This is a genomic window from Noviherbaspirillum sp. Root189, from assembly GCF_001428545.1.
Lineage (GTDB): Bacteria > Pseudomonadota > Gammaproteobacteria > Burkholderiales > Burkholderiaceae_D > Noviherbaspirillum.
In genome coordinates, this window is sequence record NZ_LMHZ01000045.1 from 77432 (window position 1) to 97103 (window position 19672).

The following is a 19672-nucleotide window of genomic DNA, read 5'->3' on the forward strand; positions in this document are numbered from 1 at the left end:
CCCGGAAGGCTACGTCTGCTGGCTGCCTACCAACACGGAAGCACCGACCACAACCACCGCCCCACAGTTGGAGCTTTTCGCATGAAAGAACGCCCTATCCTTTTCAGCGCGCCGATGGTGCGCGCCATCCTTGATGGTAGCAAGACGCAGACGCGACGGGTTGTGAAGCTGCCGCCGGCACCAGATCATTTGGGCCAATGGGAGGCAACTTCTGTCGGCGGTGGCGGCGTCTACGATCAGCATGGTCGCAAAATTCCGTACCAAGGCGCAATCTGGCACACCCGCACGGGCAAGGTAATCTGCAGCCCGCATGGCCAGCCAGGTGACCGGCTCTGGGTGCGCGAGACCTTTTGCCCGATCTACCCACAGGATCCAGCCTACAACGGTGGCCAGCCGATCGAATATGACTACGCCGCCACCTACCAGCACGGCGACCGGCTGGGAGACCACTTAGGTGTAAAGAAGGTCTGGAAGCCATCCATTCATATGCCGCGCACCGCAAGCCGCATCCTCCTGGAAGTGACCGGCGTGCGCGTCGAGCGGCTGCAGGATATTAGCGAGGCAGATGCGATCGCTGAGGGCATCGAGGGCAGTCTGGGCGTCTACCGTGACTATCACCAGGATGACGGCATCTTCGCCTACGGGCAGGACAGCTATCGCTCGCTGTGGGAACTGATCAACGGCCCTGGCAGCTGGGAAGCCAACCCATGGGCATGGGTAGTGGAGTTCAAGCGCATCAACATGACACACGAACATTAAGTTACGAGGGTGGCGTGAGCTACTTATTAAAAGGAAGGTACGGCCAGGCTGAAATTAAGAGTGCTGCGACCGAAATTGTGGCAGCGAATGCTGCCCATCGAGCAGACCGTTCCGCAGCTTCCGTCGCTCGTTCCGCCGCCGATATCTCCCGCTCGCGCAGCTCAACCTCGCGTTCGTCATCAGCTTGCCGGCGTTGTGCATCTTTTTCAGCCAGCCACTCACGTGCTTGCGCCTCATTTTTGGATGGAATTTGCTTTGTTTCTAGCGCAGCACGCACCCTTGCCGGCGGCTGTCGATCAAGGATGCGTTGGAATGCATCTTTGGAATATACGCCGGCCGAATTTCCAAGCGATATGTTTCCAGGGGATTCCGACTTATCGCTGAAGTTACCTTGGTCTCCGCCCATTTCTGGTAAGGCCTCCATGTGGTTGAAGAACGAAATCGTAGCATGAAAAAACGCCCCATCTTTCAGCGCGCCTATGGTGCGAACCAATCAGCGAAAGGAATTTGCAGCATGAGGTACAGTGAAGTTACCCAATGGTTTCGGTACGACGTGGCGCCCGTACACCCTGGACTGTATGAAGTACGTAATGACGGCACGGTGCCAAGTAATAACTCTCGTTACCTGACGGGTTCACGTTTCCGATATTGGAGCGGACAGCAATGGCTGTGTTGGCCAGGAGGACCCATCTCATTAATGGGCAGTCACCCTTCTCATCAGTGGCGCGGACTTCCATCTCGCCCACCAAGGGTAAGAAAACAATCTACTTGATTGGCACTTTTACCAGACGACCGCTTTTCGTTACGTCGTAGATGAACGGCCTTGGCGTTGTTTGAATAGCGTGCAATATCTTGTCATAAGCCTTCAAAAACACCTGAGCCTTTTCATGAGTTTGGGCGTCAGCACCCCAGAGGTAGAAGCACCCAACTTTGAACTGCTTAATTGCAAACATTTCGTTTTCGTAACCGGCTTTGTGAAATTTCCGGTCCTGACTGAATACTATCCAGTCGCGAGAACCCACGAATTCGAGCCACTGGTCATCACTTGCGTTGTGCGGAAAAAGAGGCTCAGACTTTTTGCCTTTCATGCCAAGCGAATGCTTATCCGCATGATGATGCACTACATTCTTTCGAACGCCGGGAAGATGCAATAGACGTAGCGCCTCAGGGAGGCGCCGTCCAACGTTCCGGTCGAAGTAAAGTGTCAGTGGCTCCACTCAGTGTTATTTTTTATTTTGTCTACTTCGATGCCCTCAAACCGAAGTGCCTCTCTCACTTCAGCCGGGTCCAATATAAAGTCATCAGCGATATCGTCGATGCTTTCGCCTGCGTCAAGCCGGCCTTTGATTGTCCACGTAGGTATGCCCTTCACAGAAGGCGCGCCGAACGAGACCTGCGGATCGATACTGACAGGCGAATCGGCACCACCCACATTCCAACGCACGGCCATACCCTTGTTGTACTCAAATTCCTTCAAGCGCGCTTCCAGTATGGTATTCCATCCTAGTTGCCCACTCTTACTCACAACGATCAACTTGTCCGGCGACTCATTTTTTTCGAAGTCGGAGAGCTTCATCAATATCTGCTTACCATCGGTCTTGAAACCGTACTGAGCAAACGGATACTCCGACTTGAGCCGCTGAGCTATGTACTCTTTTGCGTTTCGTATAGCAGTAAGCGAAACGCCAGCTTCCCGCATTGCGGCAACGACTGCAACTTCGATTAGCTGCAAATACGAGAGCGACTGGCCATCCTCGCGATGCGATATCGTCGGCTGGTCGGTTTGCTTTTTCTGCCAGTTCAGGATGGTCTGCGGAGACACCCGAGCATACCGGGCGGCGTCTTTTACATGGTAAGCAGGCAGCACCAACCGCCGATACCACGGCGGTTGTTTGTTGAGCTGTCCTGTTGCCTGCGTGCGCATGATTGAAGTTGCCTCGGGTTCTAAATGTTGCAATTGTGCAAGAGTGTACACCAAGTACTGCGTATTTTTTGAACTTTACTACCGCGCAGTATCGCCGCATTGGTGCCAAAGAAGCAACGATACAACGACCAAAGGATTTGCGCTTTAAGTAAGTGTAACAGTTCGACAAATTTGTTCCCGAGGGCTGCATTCCCTCAGACTGGCACTCTTAGCGTGTTAAGAATTCGGTGTTGAATACCGTGGATTTAGTGACGATCACTTTGGGACCGATTGTATTTCTCACGAGCTGCTCAACCATTTCGAAGAACCACGGTGCGGCATATGGACTAACCCGCACTTCTTCTATCAGTGTTTCTAAATCCACTTTCTGGCTTAGCGACTCCTTTGTACGCGGTCGCTCATACCAATCAGGGTCCTCGGTTGGCAAGGATTCGAAGTGTGGGTTGATCCCCAGCCGGAATTCCCTCTCATAGCTATAAAAATGTGCCTTGTGAAAGATCGGTTCGTAGCCTTGCGCGATAACTTGCTCGCTATACCTCCCACGTAAGTAGTCGATATAGTGCACATTGCCAGCCGTCACTGGCTGGCCGCCATCTTCGTTGAATGCAAGCCTCACGCGGTCAAACGTCGTCTTTATAGCGACGCCCTCCGGTTGCCCGACAAATACTTTCCACATCGCGAATGATTCGATCTGATTGCGATGCCAACAATTTAACGCCCACTGAGGACTGTGATCCGTATACTTCGACGCTTCGACAATGATCTCCGCGATTGCCTCCTCGGTATATCCAACACCGCGGAGCTGGTTGACCGTATTGCCGCGCCACTCATCACGGTGAGCTACTGGGACCTGCAGTTCGAAAGGCTCGCTTTTCCTCAACAGGAGAGCTGGACAAAAATAAAGTGCCGATTTCTGCAAGAGCGAATAAAACTTTGCGAAGTCCGTGTAGCGCCAAATCACTTCACCAGGATCGACACGATTAACCGTATGCACGCGGCCCATGTTACGCGACCCCCTCATCGCGGGAGACCGCCTCTTTCTTATGCAGGTCCTCCGGCTTAAGGTTGGTGTACCGACGAAGATGACGCCAGTCCTTATGCCCTGTCACAAGCGACACCTGTTGAATTTCATATCCCTGCTCAAACAACCGTGATGTCCCTTCGTGCCTGAGGTCGTGGAAGTGCAGATCTGGGATCCCGAGCGCGTCACACGCTTCCTTAAAATACTTCGATAGCGTCTGCTCATGCACGGGAAAAATCCGCTCGTCGCCCTGAGGTTGGCGCTGGACGATTTCCCAGGCATCGCCCAGAAGTGGAACCCACTGGTCATTGCCCTGCTTCTTGCGCGGGTCCTTGCGGTCCTTCACCAGGATCAACTTTTTCACCTCATCTATGCCGTCCCAGCGTAGCTTGACGATCTCGCCACGGCGCATTGCCGTCGCAATTCCGAATGCGACGATATCGGAGTACGGCTGCTTGAGCTGGGCGAGCAGTCGCAGGACCTCATCCTCGGTCGGCCGGCGCTCACGCTTGCCGCCACCGCCTATCAGCCCAAGGTGATTGAGAAGCGGGCGCGCCGAACCAACAACGTCAGGAAGCGCAATCTTCATGACAGCGCCGGCGTACCGCATCACGGTTCCCAGCTTGCTGACTTCCATGTTGACCGTATAGGGGCCAGCACCCTCCTCACGCCTCATGTGCGCATAGGCGACCAGGTCCTGCGGATTGAGCGAGCCCGCCCGCTTGTCTCCGAGGCCTTCCGACAGGCGCCGCAGCATGTAATGCTCGTTTGACGTGTCAGCGATAGGCCTGGATTGATCCCGGAGGTCGCGATACGCCTGTATCACTTCGACAAGGCGTACGACACCCGGCTCTGCTACAATTTCGCCTCGGTCGATCTCAGCTTCACGCTGCCGAGCCCAGACTTCCGCTTGCGCTTTGTTCTTGAAGGTCTTGCACAGCGACTTATGGCCTTTGCGGCGGATCAGCGCCCGCCAGGACGAGCCGACCTTTGTAATGCTGGCCATGTATCACTCCCCGTATCACTTTGTATCACTGATGATGTGAAACAAGATTATATCGGATGAGTGCCACAGAGTAAGAACAGGGTGTAAAATGCCCTCAAAATAGCGTCCCTCGCCGTAGTTCAATGGATAGAACGAGTGCCTCCTAAGCGCTAGATACAGGTTCGATTCCTGTCGGCGGGACCAATTTTGCACTGATTTTTCTTTTATATCAGTCACTTAGCGTCAAATCCCCCTATTTGCTGTGATACAGAGTGTGATACATGGGCTCACTCATGGTCTAAACATGCATATACGGTTAGGCGCAGCAATCACAGTGACAGTTCAATACCTGCAACGGCGTGGGGACATGTATTACTTCTACATGCGCGTACCCCAACACCTCGTCCATCACTACGGTAAAGATTCCATCCGGAAGAGTCTACGTACAACGGACTACACTACGGCGGTCAGGGAGGTGGAGAAATATGCCCAACGGCAGCAAGCGGAATTTAATGCCCTCACTGACGGCAAGAAGCTAACACCCGTCGAGATAACGGCAGCGGCCCGTGCGCTTGCAGAAACGTATGACCTAGAGCATTTTATTGATCAAGTCATCATGCCTGCGCGAGAAGGGTTCGCCAAAGGGGATGACGATCTATACGATGTGGCCAGCCCGTCTGAATACCTTGCACCCTACCAAGTCGAAGCATGGAAGATTCTGTCCAATCCACAATCATTCCGGTTGACGGATGCCTTGCACCTTTATCTCAAGACACATCAAAGGGGTATTGAACAAGGGTTCGCCCAGAAAGTAGCGCGGGACTGGAATGCACTGGTGGGGCTTGTCGGCGATATTGAATTTCAAGACCTAGGACGCACGCACGGGCGGCAGATAATTGACCACTTGATTGCGGAAGGCAAGAAGACCACGACCGTACGTCGGACCCTTAATGCCCTCTCCGCTGTAGTCAAGTCAGCAATAAGAGAGTTAGAAATTCAGCGGACGCACCCTTTTGAGTCTTTGCGCATTCCAGGGGAAGGGAAAGATGCGAAGAAGGTCGTTGTACCTGACGCAGCGAAGTTGAAGGAAATCGTTGAAGCGTTACGGAGTGACACGTCGTCTGCAACTGCCTTAATGACGTTGATGCAAATAGAACTAGGTACAAGGATCGGTGAAATCTCTGGATTGAGTATCCACGATGTTTTCCTAGATCATGACACTCCTCATGTTTATTTCCGTGAAAACCCATGGCGATCACTGAAGACGGCTGACAGCGAACGACAAGTTCCTGTAGTAGGTATTGCCCTTGACGCACTCAAGGCTGCTGTAGCCCTGCCCCGGACTGGACAAGGACTGTTTGACCAATACGCCCGTCCAAGAGGAAATGATGCGGCCTCTGCTGCAGTGAACAAGCGGATAGAAAAATGGGGGGTTACCAGCCACTCATTCAGACACGCAATGAAGGATCGACTTCGGGAAGTAGGTTGCCCTAGCGACATCCGCGATGCAATTCAGGGCCACGCCAACGGTAACATAGCGGAAAAGTATGGGAAGGGGCACACACTCAAGACCATGTACGAATGGCTGTCGAAGATTGCGGTACGCATCTAAACAGAGACAACGTATTCCTATATTCCCCCGTATAAAGAACAAGAATATGGAATATAGAAAAACATCATTCATCGCGGGTCGCTAACGCTCCCCTTGGTTCGCCTCAAGGAGGCTGCGGGTCTGTGTTTCAGAATAGCGCATACCACACACCGTTACATTACCCGCTGTCTCCTAAGGCATCATCCCATTAGAAGTCGGGTTCGTCGTCATCAACCGTAATCAGGGGTTCAGATGCATTCCGAGCACGACTGAAGCACTTCTCGACGTAATCGCGGTCGAGTACACCCTGCGCCACTGCGTTCTGAAGAATCTTGCTAATCGCTGGTTGCTTCACCCCGAATGCATCTGCCAGTTCCTTCTGGGTTTTGTACTTGCCTGACTGGAGCAACCTCTTGGCCCGTTCCGCATTGCTATCCGCATCGGGGTCAACCATTAGGGTGAGGTCATCAATCTCCTCAGTCTGCTGCTGTTCCTTGGATGTGAACTCGTCTTTGGGAATTGCAGTAACACACACTGGCAGAGGCCGACTATCAACATTGCCACGGTTTTTCTCGAAGACTACGGTGAACTTTGCATCTTTGTCCCCTGCAGCGCGTTCCTGTGTGGACGGTTCCAGTTTCAAAATAAGGTTGAGTGTCGCCGTCATCGCAGTTGATCCGCGTGGGCCGCTGTCTTTTCCTTTGCCTTGATGGTGAACGACCAAGATCGCGATACCAAGCTGCTTTGCACGAAGCAAAAAGGTGTTGAACAGCTTCATGTCCTTGGATGCGTTCTCATCCAGTTGCCCTGATAACGTCGTCAGGTTGTCAATCACGATGACATCGAATTTTTCTTCCTGTGCATACTTGAGAATCCCCAGCTGGCTCCCTTCAGTTTCAATCTCGATGAAATTGCCAGTGATGGTCTTCTGCATTTGGCGAGGGCAAAGCACGAAGTTCTTCTTCAGTGCCTCGGGGTCGCAGTCCAGTCCTTTGACCAACTGCTTCATGCGAATTGACATCTCGGATGAGTCCATTTCGCCATCCAGGTACAGTACCCTACGGGGGGTGTCGTTCGACCAGTCCAGTAACCGGCCACCACCAGCGGCAACCATAGCCAAAGAAAGCGTCAGCCACGTCTTGCCTACACCAGTACCGGCGTAGACCATCGCCACTTCGTTGACGCGCATGAGGCGAGTGAGCAGCCATGGCGGCTGGCGAAAATCCATATTGCAGAGGTCGCCGAAAGTGTAGACCGAAAAACCTGCCTCGGAATGCTCTGGATCGGGTTGCTGCTTGCGATTGTTGCGCTGTTCTTGAAAAGTTCGATATGCATCAGGCGTGACGGTCTTGATGCGCCTGCGCTTCGGGGAAGATGCGACAGAGAAAGCCGACGATGATGGCTTGTGGGTAATGACGTTAGATACGTCGATTGCTACGAGCGTGTTTTTGCTTGTCATGATTAAAACCATGTTCATGAAACAAGCTCATACCGGCTCCAGCAATGGTTGGGTGAACATCTGATGAGGCTTGAGAAACCGGCGTTTCTAATGAAAACCGGTAATGACAGCAGGCGCAACCCATGCTGGCGCGAACCTTGGCGTAGAAGCACTAAGGGGGCGACGTGGATTATGCTCGCAATACTGCCACAATGCAAGAAAAACCCTACGCCTAAATAAAAAATTGCCTTTTTTATCAATGACTTATGGCCAAACATGCTGCTTCGTATTGATATGGAGCTACGCTGTATGATCTTGACACTCGTCGCCTCACATATATCTGGTGGGCGTTGCATCAAAACAAAAGGACCCGTCGTGGTCAACGGGTCGAACTGCGATATCAGAAGATGTTATTGACCGTATAGCAAGCCACGTATCGGCCAAGAGGAAGGTAGAGCTTCTGAAGCGGCACGTGCCTGTCCAATGATGCCGAGTGTTGATGCGATTGCAGCAGGGCTGGTTAACATCTCATTCAACGGTGGCGAGAACCGAGCTATCAATTCCCGTTCGTACAAGTCTCGAAGCCACCCATTCTCGACAACTGAAGCCAATACAGTCGTAGCACCGGCCCTATATGCCGCAGGCCATTTATGATGATCTGCAAACCTGCTCTTGAAGTTCTCGGTTTTGCCTGCGTATAGGATTACAGGCGGTGAGTTAAAGCCCTCACGGCAGAACAGGTAGACCCCTGCGACAGGGTTCCAATCGCCATGGTAGTCACATCGTTGGAAACCCAAAACCTGACCACTACTGGCAGTCCACGTATATTGATGCATTTGCATTTCCTTTCAAACCTAAAGATCGAATGAAAGGGTGCTGCGCACGTTCGCCTCGACATGTTGCCGATATGTACCGGCCTTTCTCCCTAAGTCGAAGTTACCCCGTGCCCTTCGGTCGCAATGGTCAGCTTCCAAACTGCCTTTTCCCAGATACGGCAGAGCTAGATGTACTGTAAATACATCCAGTGATATTTTGCCTAAAAGTTATGTCGGATGCAAGTTTTTAGCCGATGGGAATTGTTGTATTGCAGATACAGCATACGGTGGTTACGCCTGCACCTCATCAGTCACTATATTCAAGACACTAGCTCTTGAGATTTCATACAGCCTCGCTAACGCGCTGACTGTTTCCCCGACTGCATGCCTTGCTCTGATATCTTCACGCTGCTCTGGGGTCGTTTTGGAGGGTCTACCAAGGGTCTTTCCATCCGCCTTGGCTCTAGCCAGTCCCGATTGCGTCCGCTCGACCAGCAGATCGCGCTCCATAGTGGCCACTGCTGCCAGCATGGTCAGCATCAGTTTGCCAGCAGATGACGCTAGGTCGAGCTTGCCAAGCTGCAGGACGACTACTTCGATCTTCCGGTCAGCGAGTGTACGGACAGTGCGTAGGATATCTTCAGCATCCCGACCAAGCCTATCGAGCTTCGTAACTACCAGCGTTTCCCCGTCCCTGATTTTGCCGAGCATGGCCATGAACTGTGGACGCTGCGTAGCATGGGTCTTGCCACTGATGCCCTCGTCGGCAAACCAATACTCGACCTTGTAGCCAGACCCTTCAATTTCTAGACGCTGATTCTCTGTGGTCTGTTCTTTGGTGCTGACGCGACCGTACCCGAAGACTGCCATGGTGTTTGCCTAAAACTGGTAGTAATGGGTGTGAGTATTACATTGACTGTTAGAAATAGATACCCCTATTTTGTTAACACACAACAGTAAAGGTTTTGGGGGTGGTAGCAAACGGAGGTTTTGTGGCAGTGTCGCGCTGTGCACTGGGTTGCCCGATACCGTGCAACGTACTGCACTATTCATACATACTTCTTGCCCGATACCGTGCAGATTGATTGGGGGTCACCGATACCCTCGCTACAGTACCGGTAGAATCTGCAAATCGATCTAAATACGGTTAGCAGTCAAATGAAAAGCCATTCGGAGAACAACGAAACAAAAGGGCCAGGGCAGGATGACTGCATCGTCCATACCCATCCTGTTCCGGCTGAAGAACTGCATCGCTATAGCGTAGAACGAGACCCTCATTCAGAGATGGACATTGCACGTTACGTCGAAGGTCAAGCAAGGGATGAAGTTGTTCAGCATGTTGAAAGGATAAAAAGCGAAGTAGTCTTGGGAGCGACGTACGAAATATGGGACGTAACTACTGATGTCGATCGTTGGTGGGTTATAACTTCGCCAACCAATCTATATTCGCAAAAACATTTCCCCAGCCTCGACTACACCTTGTCGTTCCACATCGGGCTTATGATGCGGGTGAGAAGCCGGTCTGCTGCGGTCGACGCGGATACCCCATCCCCATTTGATGAGGTGTTTAGAAGGATGGATCAGGCCGAGAACAGGCATGACAGTGCTGTGGAAGCTGAGGATTTCCAGACAGTAGGAATGCTGCTTCGCGAAAGTCTTATTTCGCTGGTTGCTGCCCTACGACGACGAACGGAGCTACCACCCGAAGTCGAAAGGCCACAAGATGCTAATTTCATTGGTTGGACGGATGTCTTAATGAATGCGCTCTGTGGTGGCGGAAGTAACAAGGAGTTGCGCCAGCATCTTAAGAACATTGCCAAGGAAGCGTGGCAGCTAACGAACTGGCTCACCCACACTAGGAGCGCAAACAGGACGGCATCCTCCATTGCCATGCATTCCTGTCGAACGACCATCGGGCACTTTGTACAGATTCTTGAGCGAAGCCATACTGATAAAACGGAGCAATGCCCTGTTTGCAAGTCGCGAAATGTCAGGACTCATTTCGACATTGATATACCGCCTGATGGTGCCTATTACACAAGTTGTGGCGTATGCGATTGGACAGACCATCCAGCAGTTGGCAGTGAATAGGGGTACAGCTAGACATTTCATCGCAGCCACCCAAAGTACCCCCCCTACCTTCCGTTTTAGGAGCTTTCCAAAAAAGGGCTAAAGGGGAACGAAAAGTTGTTCTTGTTGCACTTGAGACAGAAGCGTCCATTTCTTTTTTGGATGACTTAGGCTTGCTTCCTGTGTTACACGGTGTGATACACTGCCCTTCCACACTCAAAAAATGCCTTTGTAATCAATAACCTGCATCAGGCAAAGCAGGGACCAAACCCTGTCGGCGGGACCAATCTGCGGTATCTACGAATGGTTGCCGAAACGCTCCCTGCATCCTGCTGCTTGCATTCCCCTCTCGTTTTTAGCTTTTCCAACCCGATTTTCCCGCTCATTTCATCATTTGTCAGTTGTACGTTCTGACATTGCACCAGGTTCGTCGCTGCCCGACTCCGGAATTTTTTTGACATCCGTGTTCCTATGCGACAGACCAAGGATACATAAGGTAAGCAAAGTGCTCAGGAAAGCGGTTGCTTCGCGCCCCATGCCCGCAGCAACGCCAATTGCGGCCGTAACCCAAATGGTTGCCGCGGTCGTCAGTCCACGGATTTCCCGGTCGCGGGACAGTTTGATAATGGCGCCTGCGCCTAGAAAGCCGATGCCCGAGATCAATCCCTGCAGCACGCGGCTGAGATCATCCATCTCCATACCAGCCTGCAACGGCACCAGGACAAAAAGTGCAGCGCCAAGCGCGACCAGCATATGGGTGCGAAGGCCGGCGCCGGTGCCACGATATTCGCGCTCGTAGCCCAATACCGCACCAAGCAAAATGGCGACGAGGAGACGGACGCATACACGGGTGAACTGGGTCAGATCCGGCAGATCAGAAAACTCCTGCTGCACTGTCACCCACACTTCATGCATAGAAATGCCTCAGCGATCAGTGACGCATGCGGTCGAGCAGCAACGTAGTTTGCAAGCCTGCAACTTCGTACATAGCCTTGTCCCAGGATTCGTTAAGCCGGCTCATGGAATCCTGCATCATCCGGAATGCGATGACTGCCGCTTCGGTGGGGTCTTTGGCGCTGCTGCGAGCGATCTCGATCCGGTCGAGCAGTTTTTCGAGGGAGGGACGATGCTCGGCGGGCGCGGTATCGACTGCTTCACGCAGCAGATGCCGCCGAAATATTTCCAAGGCTTCCGGGTCTTGCCGATGTAATGCGACCAAGGTATCGAAGTCGGGCATGGCGACGTTCATTGCGGCTCCAGTCAATGTCGAAGTTGTCGATATGACAGGTATAACCGTTTAATGGCAAAAGCCTTTGTGACGAGTCAATGCCCTCCCCGAGTGTCACTGTTACACCGCAAACTCTAAGCCAAGGGTAATAATGCCAGTCTGGTTATTGCCGCTCATCTATATCTTCGAGTCGCAGTAACCTGTCGATGCAGGTGGCTGCCACGGCACCAGCGCCTAGCATCGCCAACAAAGAAATAACAGCAGTAATCATGTTGATCCTCCGCGCAGTCTTCGCGCATTGAAACATCCCTGACTCAACATTTCATTGACTCTACGCATTATTTCCATACCCAGTTTTTATAGCCTTGGACACGAATGAGCAATCTCAACGTCGTTGCCTGGTAGGTAGGTAAGCTTTACAGCATTTCCCTTACCAGCAGAGTGCACGATGTCCAGACTGAATAACGATGAACACATTACCCCCGACCCGGAAGATACCAAGCTGCCTGGGCAAGATCCGGTAACGGATCGCGACGATGAAAATGGCACCGCCAATGTGTCAGATGTGACCATGCGCCTCAACTTGATCGGAAAGCTGATCATTCCACGGAATGCTCCCTGACTGACCCTCACGCCAGAGGTGTGAAATCAACGATAGTCACTTGCCCACAGCTATTGTGACTATCGTTGTGGATAAGTGTCGCATTGCTTATTTAACGTCATGATTCTTAACGGAATTAGCGCACTGCTTAATTTAAAGGCAGGCTATCCAGATCGTTAAGAATAGTGCCCTGCCTGATCCGGAATAACGCCCAGTCACGACAAAATGGTCGAGACACGGCAAACCGTGTAGTCCCCACAGTGACGCCTCCGGCCAGTGCCGAACTGTGGACAAGCTTTCCTCGCCCGCATATATTGCCAACTCCCCTATCAGCCTGCGTGCAGGTTCGCAGGTAAAACACAACAAGGAGATTGCATGAAACTGGCGCGCTATGGCCGCATTGGCAAGGAAAAACCCGCACTGGTCGATGACCAGGGACGACTGCGCGATCTGTCAGCCATCGTGAACGACATTGGACCTGAACAGCTTTCCCCAAAAATGCTGGCGCGACTTGCCAAACTTGACCCAGCGAAATTACCCCTTGTACGCGGTGCGCCGAGGCGTGGGGTTCCGGTGAGTGGCGTTGGAAAGTTCATCGGAATCGGTCTCAACTACTCAGACCATGCGGCGGAGGCCGGAATGCCGATTCCCAAGGAACCGATCATCTTCATGAAGGCCATTACGTCGTTGTGCGGAGGCGATGATCCGGTCATGCTACCGAAGGGCTCCAAGAAATCGGACTGGGAAGTAGAACTTGGCGTCGTCATCGGCGGAGTTGCACGCTCCGTATCCGAAAAGGATGCCCTTGACTACGTTGCAGGGTACTGCGTCGTCAATGACGTTTCGGAACGTGAATATCAGCTGGAGCGCGGAACACAATGGGATAAAGGCAAGGGTTGCGACACTTTCGGCCCCGTTGGTCCATGGCTCGTCACCAAGGATGAAGTGCCCAACCCCCAGCGCCTTGAACTCTGGCTCGACCTGAACGGTGAGCGCGTGCAGACGGGTAACACGAAAACCATGATTTTTTCGGTCGCCAAGATTGTCAGCTATGTCAGCCGTTTCATGACGCTGATGCCAGGCGACATCATCACAACGGGTACGCCTCCCGGCGTCGGTATGGGCATGAAACCACCGCGCTTCCTGAAGCGGGGTGACGTCATGACATTGGGGATCCATGGCCTCGGGGAGCAGCGACAAGAGGTGATCGCTTTCCAAGCGCCTTAATTGTGCCGCATGCCTCCGGATTTCTTATGCATGGAGGCATGCTGACACTCTCCTGCCCTGTTTGAAATTGCATGTCCAATAGGCGGTTACGTAAGTTTGCACAACCGATGCAGGCCTATTCCGCGTCTGGTTGTTTGGCGGGAGACGCATTAACAAACGCGTCCAACGCCATGCAGGCATCATGAATGCGCATGACGGTAGGCATCTTCGATAGGTCGCTGTTGAGCCGCTGTGCGTTGGCGATCTGTGGAACCAGGCAGCAATCAGCCAATGTTGGCGCATCACCATAACAAAAACGCCCAACGCGTTTATCCGTCGACAGGGTTTGCTCAATCGCGGCAAGCCCTTGTTCACACCAGTGCCGATACCAGGCGTTCTTGTCGTCTTCGCTGACCTTCAGATCACGCACCAGGTAGCGCAATACCCGCAGGTTGTTAATAGGATGGATATCGCAAGCGATCGACAAGGCGATGCTGCGTACAAAGGCTTTGCCCAATGGACTCTGGGGCAATAGCGGAGGCTGTGGATGCGTTTCGTCGAGATACTCGATGATTGCGAGAGACTGCGTCAGTGCCACTGAATTGTCAGCGAGCTCATCCACGAACACCGGTACTAAACCGTCAGGGTTCAGCTTCCGGTATTCCGGTGTCAGCTGCTCTCCACCGTTTTTCAAAAGATGTACCGGCAAGGTCTCGTAGGCAAGGCCCTTCAGGTTGAGGGCAATTCGGACACGGTAGGATGCTGAACTGCGAAAGTAACTGTATAACTTCACGCGATATCCCGATTTCAGGTTGGCGGGTGGTCGCCGGCATGGATCGGCCATGCGACCAGAGCGAGGATTGAATCGACAGAATCTTTAGACAATCTTGACCTTGAGTTCGCCAAGGCCGTCAATCGCTCCTTCCAGTACATCACCTTGCTTGACGGCGGCTACGCCTTCCGGTGTGCCGGTAAAGATAAGGTCACCCGGTTGCAGCGCAAAATACTTGGACAGATGTTCGATCGTTTCAGAGATATTCCAGATCAGCTTTTCAATACTACTTTGCTGGCGCGCTGCCCCATTGACCTGGAGGCGGATCGAGGCATGTGCAATATTACCGGCCTGTGCGGCCGGGTAGATCGGGCCGATCGGCGCGGACTTGTCGAAGCCTTTGCCGGTTGACCACGGACGCCCCTGTTTTTTTGCTTCACCCTGTAAATCGCGACGCGTCATATCGAGACCAACTGCATATCCCCAGACGTATTGCATCGCATCGGCTGCTGCGATGTTCGAACCGCCTTTACCAATGGCTACAACCAACTCGATTTCGTGGTGCAGATCGTTTGTCATGCCGGGATAGGGCATTTCCCCTATCGTGCCGGCTGGCACCGGGAGCACGGCATCCGCGGGCTTCATAAAAAAGAATGGCGCCTCTCTGCCCGTTCCTCCCATTTCCTTTGCATGCTCAACGTAGTTACGGCCAACGCAGTAAATACGATGAACTGGAAAGACGGACTCACTGCCGGCAACAGGAACGGTGGGAATTGAAGGTTGGGGTATGGCAAATTGCATAGCTGTCTCCTAGGTGTTTGGCAGATTATGCCATTGCTTGCCGACGCATGCCTTCGCCGGTCTGCATGTGTGGATCAGTAATAAAAAAACCGCCTTGTCGATGAATCGAACAAGGCGGTTTTTGTCAATGACAAGCAGAAAGAATCAGCCTTCGCCGAGGTAAGCTTCCTTGACCTTAGGATCGTTCAGCATATCCTTCGCGTTACCACTCATGGTGATGAGCCCGGAGTCCATCACATAGCCGCGATGGGCGGCCTGCAATGCAAGCTTCGCGTTCTGCTCAACGAGCAAAATAGTGACGCCTTGTGCAGACACGTTGCGAACGACTTCAAAAATCTTTTCCACCATGATTGGCGACAATCCCATCGATGGCTCGTCCAGCAATAACAGCTTCGGATGGCTCATCAGCGCACGAGCCATTGCCAGCATTTGCTGCTCACCGCCGGACAAAGTGCCGGCGAGTTGTGATGAGCGCTCCTTCAGGCGCGGAAACACGCTGAACCATTTGTCGATGTCAGCCTGAATAGCGGCCTTGTCATCACGGATATAGGCACCCATGAGCAAGTTTTCCTGGATGGTCATGCGGGTGAAGACACCACGGCCTTCCGGCACCATAGCAAGATTCTTCTTGACCAGAGAGAACGATGTCGTGCCTTGAATCGGCTGGCCGGTGTAATGAATCTGTCCTTCAACCTTGCAACCTGGCAGCGTATTGGTAATTGCCTTCAGCGTTGTGGTCTTGCCAGCGCCATTGGCACCAATGAGCGTAACCAGTTCACCTTTATTGACTTCCAGGTCGATGCCTTTGACAGCCTGAATGCCGCCGTAAGCGATTTTGAGACCGCTGACCTTCAGAATATTTTCGTTCATTAATGCCCTCCTCCCAGATACGCCTCGATAACTGCCGGGTTGCTTTGCACCTCGGCCGGCACGCCTTCTGCAATTGGCTTGCCGTAATCGAGAACCGTAAGGCGGTCGCAGAGACCCATCATCAACTTCACATCGTGTTCGATCAGCAGAATTGTCTTGCCCTCTGCCTTGATCTTGACCAGCAATTCACGCAGCGCGAGTTTCTCGGTGGCGTTCATGCCGGCGGCCGGTTCGTCGAGCGCCAGCAACTGAGGATCGGTTGCCAGAGCACGGGCGATCTCCAGGCGGCGCTGGTCGCCATAAGACAGATGACGCGCAGTGCGATGCGCGAACTGGCTGATACCGACAAAATCCAGCAACTCCATGGCGCGACGACGAATCGCCGCTTCTTCTTCGCGTGCCGCCTTGTGATGGAACACCGCACCAAACACGCCCTGATGCGTACGGACATGGCGGCCAACCATCACGTTTTCGACAGCGGACATCTCGCCGAACAGGCGAATGTTCTGGAACGTCCGTGCGATGCCAGCCTTCGCCACTTCGTGTGGTGCGGAAGGCGAATAAGGTTTGCCACCAAGTTCAAAGGTCCCGGTATCGGCCTGATACAAGCCGGTGATCACGTTGAAGAACGTCGTCTTGCCGGCGCCATTCGGGCCGATGAGGCCATAAATCTGGCCACGCAAAATCTTGATGCTGACTTCCGATAACGCCTGCAGGCCGCCGAAACGCTTATTGACGCCCGCAATCTTGAGAATTGTTTGTTCGCTCATGAATTTTCCTTATGCAGCCAGCGCAGCAGGTTCTTTGTCGTCAAGACGCTTCTTCGCATTTGCGTCCATGCGGTCTTCATGCTTGGGCGACGGCCACAGACCTTCCGGACGGTAAAGCATGATAACAACCATGGCCAGACCGTAAAGCAGCTGACGCAGCACTTCAGCGTCGATCAGCACGGTGCCAAACAGCTGACGCTGCAGCGGTTCAACGACATGACGCAGAACTTCAGGTAAGGCAGCGAGAATCACGCCACCCAGCACGACGCCGGGGATGTGGCCGATACCACCAAGGACCACCATGGCCAGCACAGCGATGGACTCTGTCAGCGAGAACGACTCCGGCGACACGAAACCCTGGAAGGAAGCGAACATTGCACCGGCAACACCGCCGAAGGACGCGCCCATGGCAAATGCGAGCAGCTTGATATTGCGGGTGTTGATGCCCATGGCTTTTGCAGCGATCTCATCTTCGCGAATGGCGACCCATGCACGACCGAGACGCGAATGCTGCAGGCGAATGGAAATGAAGATAATTACAGCACACAGGAACAGGAACAGGAAGTAATAGGCGTTCACCGATGGCATGCCCCATTCGCCGAAATACACCGTCGCGCGTGACCCTGGTTCGCCGGCAAGTGACACACCGAAAATGCGAATCGGATCGATCATGTTGATACCTTGCGGGCCGTTGGTGATATTGACCGGCGCATTCAGGTTGTTCATGAAGATACGGATGATTTCGCCAAATCCGAGTGTCACGATTGCAAGGTAGTCGCCGCGCAGCTTCAGGGTTGGCGCGCCAAGCAATGCGCCGAAGAACGCTGCCAGCGCTGCACCAAGCGGCACGATCAGCCAGACCGACAGGTGAATCCCGTTTGTGGCGGCCTCCTCCCCGACTATCCATCGCAAGCTGTCGCCAATCAATGGATACTGATTGACGAATGACTCGAGCACAGAAGCGAATTGCGGCGATGCTAGCAGGCCGGTCATGTAGGCGCCCAGTGCATAGAACGCGATATAACCCAAGTCCAGCAAGCCGGCCATGCCGACCACGATGTTCAGGCCGAGCGCCAGCATGATATAGAGCAGCGCCAGATCCATAATGCGGACCCAGGAATTACCGAAGTTGGACGCAATAAACGGAAAAGCGATCAGGACGATGCCAAGAATTGCAAAGCTGGTGTAAGCCTTGCGCGGGTTATGTTTGACGTCAAATAGTGCCGACATGGTTCTCTCCTTTTCGCTTAAGCACGATCCGCAACACGCTCGCCCATGATGCCGGACGGACGCAGTGTGAGCACGATGATAAGCACGATGAATGCAAAGATGTCCTGGTAGTGGCTGCCGAGGAAGCCACCTGTAAGGTCGCCGATGTAGCCGGCGCCGAGGCTCTCGATGAGACCCAGCAGAATACCGCCCACCATCGCGCCGTAAATGTTGCCGATACCACCAAGCACCGCAGCGGAGAACGCTTTAAGACCTGGCACGAAGCCCATGGCGAATTGTGCGGAAGAGTAGTTTGCGCCCCACATCACGCCGGCGACAGCGGCAAGTGCGGCACCAATGGCAAACGTCATGACAATCACCTTGTTGGAGTCGACGCCCATCAGTCCGGCGACACGGGGGTTTTCTGCAGTTGCTCGCATGGCACGCCCCATGCGGGTACGTTCAACCAGCAATACCAGGCCAGTCATCGCTGCGGCAGCGAGCACAAGCAGCATGACCTGTGTCTGCGAGATCAATGCACCGCCAACGTTGAAGGATTCCGCTGGCATCACCTGAGGGAACGGAATCGGGCTGCGTCCCCAGATCATCATGGCGAAGGTCTGCAGGAGGATCGAAACACCAATAGCCGTAATCAGCGGTGCCAGGCGAGGCGCGTTACGCAAGCGCCGATAGGCGACGCGCTCGATGATGACGTTGACAAGGATACATACCGGGATCGCTCCGATAATGGCAATGGCAAGCTTGACGACACCCGGCAGGTCCGGAGCCACCGTTTGCACGATCTTGAGGATGGTGACGCCCACCATGGCACCCACCATCAAAACGTCGCCGTGAGCAAAGTTAATCAGGTTAAGGACGCCGTACACCATGGTGTAACCAAGCGCGACCAGCGCATACATACTACCGAGCACTAGTCCATTAATGATTTGTTGGATAAAGGTATCCATAGTTTGCCTACTCTCTATAAGGATCGTTCAAATCGTTTTACAAATTCGCTGCAAGAATTAATGTGCGATGCAGCAAAACCTTTTCAGATAATAAAAACGGCACCCGGATGAAATCCTCAGGGGTGCCGCTTGGCGTTAATTATTGTTATCGGAAGAGGCATGCCGCGGTCTTGCGAGTGGCTCGGGCGTTAGTCATGCTCATATTCGTGTCTCCTGTTCCCGTTTTTGGTAAAAACTTTTTATAGTTGTATAGCCTTTTGAGCTTCACCCTAGTCGGGCGGCATTATACCCAACATGTTCCCCAAAGAAACGTCAATGTATTAGCTGACTGTTTTCATTTAACGACATCAGCCGCGAACCGCCAGCTTCTGATGACATAGGGTACGGATTTATATTCAAAAAAATATCAATGCCTGTGACAGCTTCGTAAACTTGGCTGACCTTAACAAGGTACTGTTTCGGAAGAAGGACAGGAATGTTTACGTTATAACCAAAATGGCACAAAAGTACTTGAAAATTTACAGTCGGGGTTACAGGAAGCTAAGCTTTAACTGCTTTACCTGACAAATTCAATTTTTGAATTCTTTTTCAATCACCATCGTTGCCGGCAGCAATCATAACGAGGAAAGGAAAAAACAATCGAT

General features: G+C 52.9%; 20 protein-coding genes and 1 tRNA gene. 6 read left to right on the top strand and 15 right to left on the bottom strand.

Annotated features, from left to right (window positions below):
• The first annotated feature begins 81 nt into the window (after positions 1-81).
• Entirely contained in the window at positions 82-759 is a 678-nt protein-coding gene (locus ASE07_RS21615) for a hypothetical protein (protein WP_057292898.1), read from the top strand.
• A gap of 19 nt (positions 760-778) precedes the next feature.
• Here the strand turns inward: ASE07_RS21615 and ASE07_RS21620 are convergent, their stop codons facing one another.
• The 5 genes from ASE07_RS21620 to ASE07_RS21640 form a co-directional block, all read right to left on the bottom strand.
• Positions 779-1252, bottom strand: a complete 474-nt coding sequence (locus ASE07_RS21620) for a hypothetical protein (protein ID WP_156396884.1) — start codon at positions 1250-1252, stop codon at positions 779-781.
• A 271-nt stretch (positions 1253-1523) separates the two neighbouring features.
• Entirely contained in the window at positions 1524-1976 is a 453-nt protein-coding gene (locus tag ASE07_RS21625; protein WP_162256931.1) for a hypothetical protein, read from the bottom strand.
• On the bottom strand, positions 1964-2683 hold the full coding sequence (locus ASE07_RS21630; protein WP_057292901.1) for a DUF433 domain-containing protein: 720 nt from the start codon (positions 2681-2683) through the stop codon (positions 1964-1966). The genes ASE07_RS21625 and ASE07_RS21630 overlap by 13 nt, the downstream gene beginning before the upstream one ends.
• 208 nt (positions 2684-2891) lie before the next feature.
• The gene (locus tag ASE07_RS21635) at positions 2892-3686 is read right to left on the bottom strand and encodes a hypothetical protein (RefSeq protein WP_156396886.1); all 795 of its coding nucleotides are present in this window, start codon (positions 3684-3686) and stop codon (positions 2892-2894) included.
• 1 nt (position 3687) lies between these two features.
• Positions 3688-4710, bottom strand: coding sequence for a site-specific integrase (locus ASE07_RS21640; protein ID WP_057292903.1), 1023 nt, complete (start codon positions 4708-4710; stop codon positions 3688-3690).
• A gap of 108 nt (positions 4711-4818) precedes the next feature.
• On the opposite strand from ASE07_RS21640, the gene ASE07_RS21645 reads away from it, so the two are divergent.
• Both ASE07_RS21645 and ASE07_RS21650 read left to right on the top strand, forming a co-directional pair.
• A tRNA-Arg gene (locus ASE07_RS21645) sits at positions 4819-4893 on the top strand.
• A gap of 100 nt (positions 4894-4993) precedes the next feature.
• Entirely contained in the window at positions 4994-6301 is a 1308-nt protein-coding gene (locus tag ASE07_RS21650; protein ID WP_082584375.1) for a DUF6538 domain-containing protein, read from the top strand.
• Between the two features lie 187 nt (positions 6302-6488).
• Here the strand turns inward: ASE07_RS21650 and ASE07_RS21655 are convergent, their stop codons facing one another.
• A complete protein-coding gene (locus ASE07_RS21655) occupies positions 6489-7757 on the bottom strand; it encodes an AAA family ATPase (RefSeq protein ID WP_057292905.1) in 1269 nt (422 codons plus the stop codon).
• A 1067-nt stretch (positions 7758-8824) separates the two neighbouring features.
• On the bottom strand, positions 8825-9403 hold the full coding sequence (locus ASE07_RS21660; protein WP_057292906.1) for a recombinase family protein: 579 nt from the start codon (positions 9401-9403) through the stop codon (positions 8825-8827).
• 288 nt (positions 9404-9691) lie between these two features.
• Here ASE07_RS21660 and ASE07_RS21665 point away from each other — a divergent pair, with 288 nt between their 5' ends.
• Positions 9692-10624 (top strand): hypothetical protein, encoded by a 933-nt coding sequence (locus tag ASE07_RS21665; RefSeq protein WP_057292907.1) that lies wholly within the window; start codon positions 9692-9694, stop codon positions 10622-10624.
• A 369-nt stretch (positions 10625-10993) separates the two neighbouring features.
• Here ASE07_RS21665 and ASE07_RS21670 read toward each other — a convergent pair whose 3' ends face one another.
• Together ASE07_RS21670 and ASE07_RS21675 are read right to left on the bottom strand one after the other, a co-directional pair.
• Complete coding sequence (locus ASE07_RS21670) at positions 10994-11518, bottom strand: MgtC/SapB family protein (protein WP_057292908.1); 525 nt, start codon at positions 11516-11518, stop codon at positions 10994-10996.
• Between the two features lie 16 nt (positions 11519-11534).
• Positions 11535-11852, bottom strand: coding sequence for a DUF3135 domain-containing protein (locus tag ASE07_RS21675; protein WP_057292909.1), 318 nt, complete (start codon positions 11850-11852; stop codon positions 11535-11537).
• Between the two features lie 427 nt (positions 11853-12279).
• On the opposite strand from ASE07_RS21675, the gene ASE07_RS29060 reads away from it, so the two are divergent.
• Entirely contained in the window at positions 12280-12453 is a 174-nt protein-coding gene (locus ASE07_RS29060; RefSeq protein ID WP_156396888.1) for a hypothetical protein, read from the top strand.
• Between the two features lie 354 nt (positions 12454-12807).
• On the top strand, positions 12808-13659 hold the full coding sequence (locus ASE07_RS21680) for a fumarylacetoacetate hydrolase family protein (protein ID WP_057292910.1): 852 nt from the start codon (positions 12808-12810) through the stop codon (positions 13657-13659).
• A gap of 115 nt (positions 13660-13774) precedes the next feature.
• Here the strand turns inward: ASE07_RS21680 and maiA are convergent, their stop codons facing one another.
• From maiA to ASE07_RS21710, 6 genes are all read right to left on the bottom strand, one after another.
• Entirely contained in the window at positions 13775-14431 is a 657-nt protein-coding gene (maiA, locus tag ASE07_RS21685) for a maleylacetoacetate isomerase (RefSeq protein WP_057293030.1), read from the bottom strand.
• A gap of 84 nt (positions 14432-14515) precedes the next feature.
• On the bottom strand, positions 14516-15211 hold the full coding sequence (locus ASE07_RS21690) for a fumarylacetoacetate hydrolase family protein (protein ID WP_057292911.1): 696 nt from the start codon (positions 15209-15211) through the stop codon (positions 14516-14518).
• A gap of 144 nt (positions 15212-15355) precedes the next feature.
• On the bottom strand, positions 15356-16081 hold the full coding sequence (locus ASE07_RS21695; protein ID WP_057292912.1) for an ABC transporter ATP-binding protein: 726 nt from the start codon (positions 16079-16081) through the stop codon (positions 15356-15358).
• Complete coding sequence (locus ASE07_RS21700) at positions 16081-16851, bottom strand: ABC transporter ATP-binding protein (RefSeq protein ID WP_057292913.1); 771 nt, start codon at positions 16849-16851, stop codon at positions 16081-16083. The genes ASE07_RS21695 and ASE07_RS21700 overlap by 1 nt, the downstream gene beginning before the upstream one ends.
• A gap of 9 nt (positions 16852-16860) precedes the next feature.
• The gene (locus tag ASE07_RS21705; RefSeq protein ID WP_057292914.1) at positions 16861-18081 is read right to left on the bottom strand and encodes an ABC transporter permease subunit; all 1221 of its coding nucleotides are present in this window, start codon (positions 18079-18081) and stop codon (positions 16861-16863) included.
• Positions 18082-18098: 17 nt separating this feature from the next.
• Positions 18099-19028, bottom strand: a complete 930-nt coding sequence (locus tag ASE07_RS21710) for a branched-chain amino acid ABC transporter permease (RefSeq protein ID WP_057292915.1) — start codon at positions 19026-19028, stop codon at positions 18099-18101.
• Positions 19029-19672: the final 644 nt, after the last annotated feature.

Coding starts and splice junctions, on each gene's coding strand:
- ASE07_RS21615 (WP_057292898.1), top strand. CDS start 82: ATGAAAGAACGCCCTATCCTTTTCAGCGCGCCGATGGTGCGCGCCATC.
- ASE07_RS21630 (WP_057292901.1), bottom strand. CDS start 2,683: ATGCGCACGCAGGCAACAGGACAGCTCAACAAACAACCGCCGTGGTAT.
- ASE07_RS21635 (WP_156396886.1), bottom strand. CDS start 3,686: ATGGGCCGCGTGCATACGGTTAATCGTGTCGATCCTGGTGAAGTGATT.
- ASE07_RS21640 (WP_057292903.1), bottom strand. CDS start 4,710: ATGGCCAGCATTACAAAGGTCGGCTCGTCCTGGCGGGCGCTGATCCGC.
- ASE07_RS21650 (WP_082584375.1), top strand. CDS start 4,994: ATGCATATACGGTTAGGCGCAGCAATCACAGTGACAGTTCAATACCTG.
- ASE07_RS21655 (WP_057292905.1), bottom strand. CDS start 7,757: ATGAACATGGTTTTAATCATGACAAGCAAAAACACGCTCGTAGCAATC.
- ASE07_RS21660 (WP_057292906.1), bottom strand. CDS start 9,403: ATGGCAGTCTTCGGGTACGGTCGCGTCAGCACCAAAGAACAGACCACA.
- ASE07_RS21665 (WP_057292907.1), top strand. CDS start 9,692: ATGAAAAGCCATTCGGAGAACAACGAAACAAAAGGGCCAGGGCAGGAT.
- ASE07_RS21670 (WP_057292908.1), bottom strand. CDS start 11,518: ATGCATGAAGTGTGGGTGACAGTGCAGCAGGAGTTTTCTGATCTGCCG.
- ASE07_RS21675 (WP_057292909.1), bottom strand. CDS start 11,852: ATGAACGTCGCCATGCCCGACTTCGATACCTTGGTCGCATTACATCGG.
- ASE07_RS29060 (WP_156396888.1), top strand. CDS start 12,280: ATGTCCAGACTGAATAACGATGAACACATTACCCCCGACCCGGAAGAT.
- ASE07_RS21680 (WP_057292910.1), top strand. CDS start 12,808: ATGAAACTGGCGCGCTATGGCCGCATTGGCAAGGAAAAACCCGCACTG.
- ASE07_RS21690 (WP_057292911.1), bottom strand. CDS start 15,211: ATGCAATTTGCCATACCCCAACCTTCAATTCCCACCGTTCCTGTTGCC.
- ASE07_RS21695 (WP_057292912.1), bottom strand. CDS start 16,081: ATGAACGAAAATATTCTGAAGGTCAGCGGTCTCAAAATCGCTTACGGC.
- ASE07_RS21700 (WP_057292913.1), bottom strand. CDS start 16,851: ATGAGCGAACAAACAATTCTCAAGATTGCGGGCGTCAATAAGCGTTTC.
- ASE07_RS21705 (WP_057292914.1), bottom strand. CDS start 18,081: ATGTCGGCACTATTTGACGTCAAACATAACCCGCGCAAGGCTTACACC.
- ASE07_RS21710 (WP_057292915.1), bottom strand. CDS start 19,028: ATGGATACCTTTATCCAACAAATCATTAATGGACTAGTGCTCGGTAGT.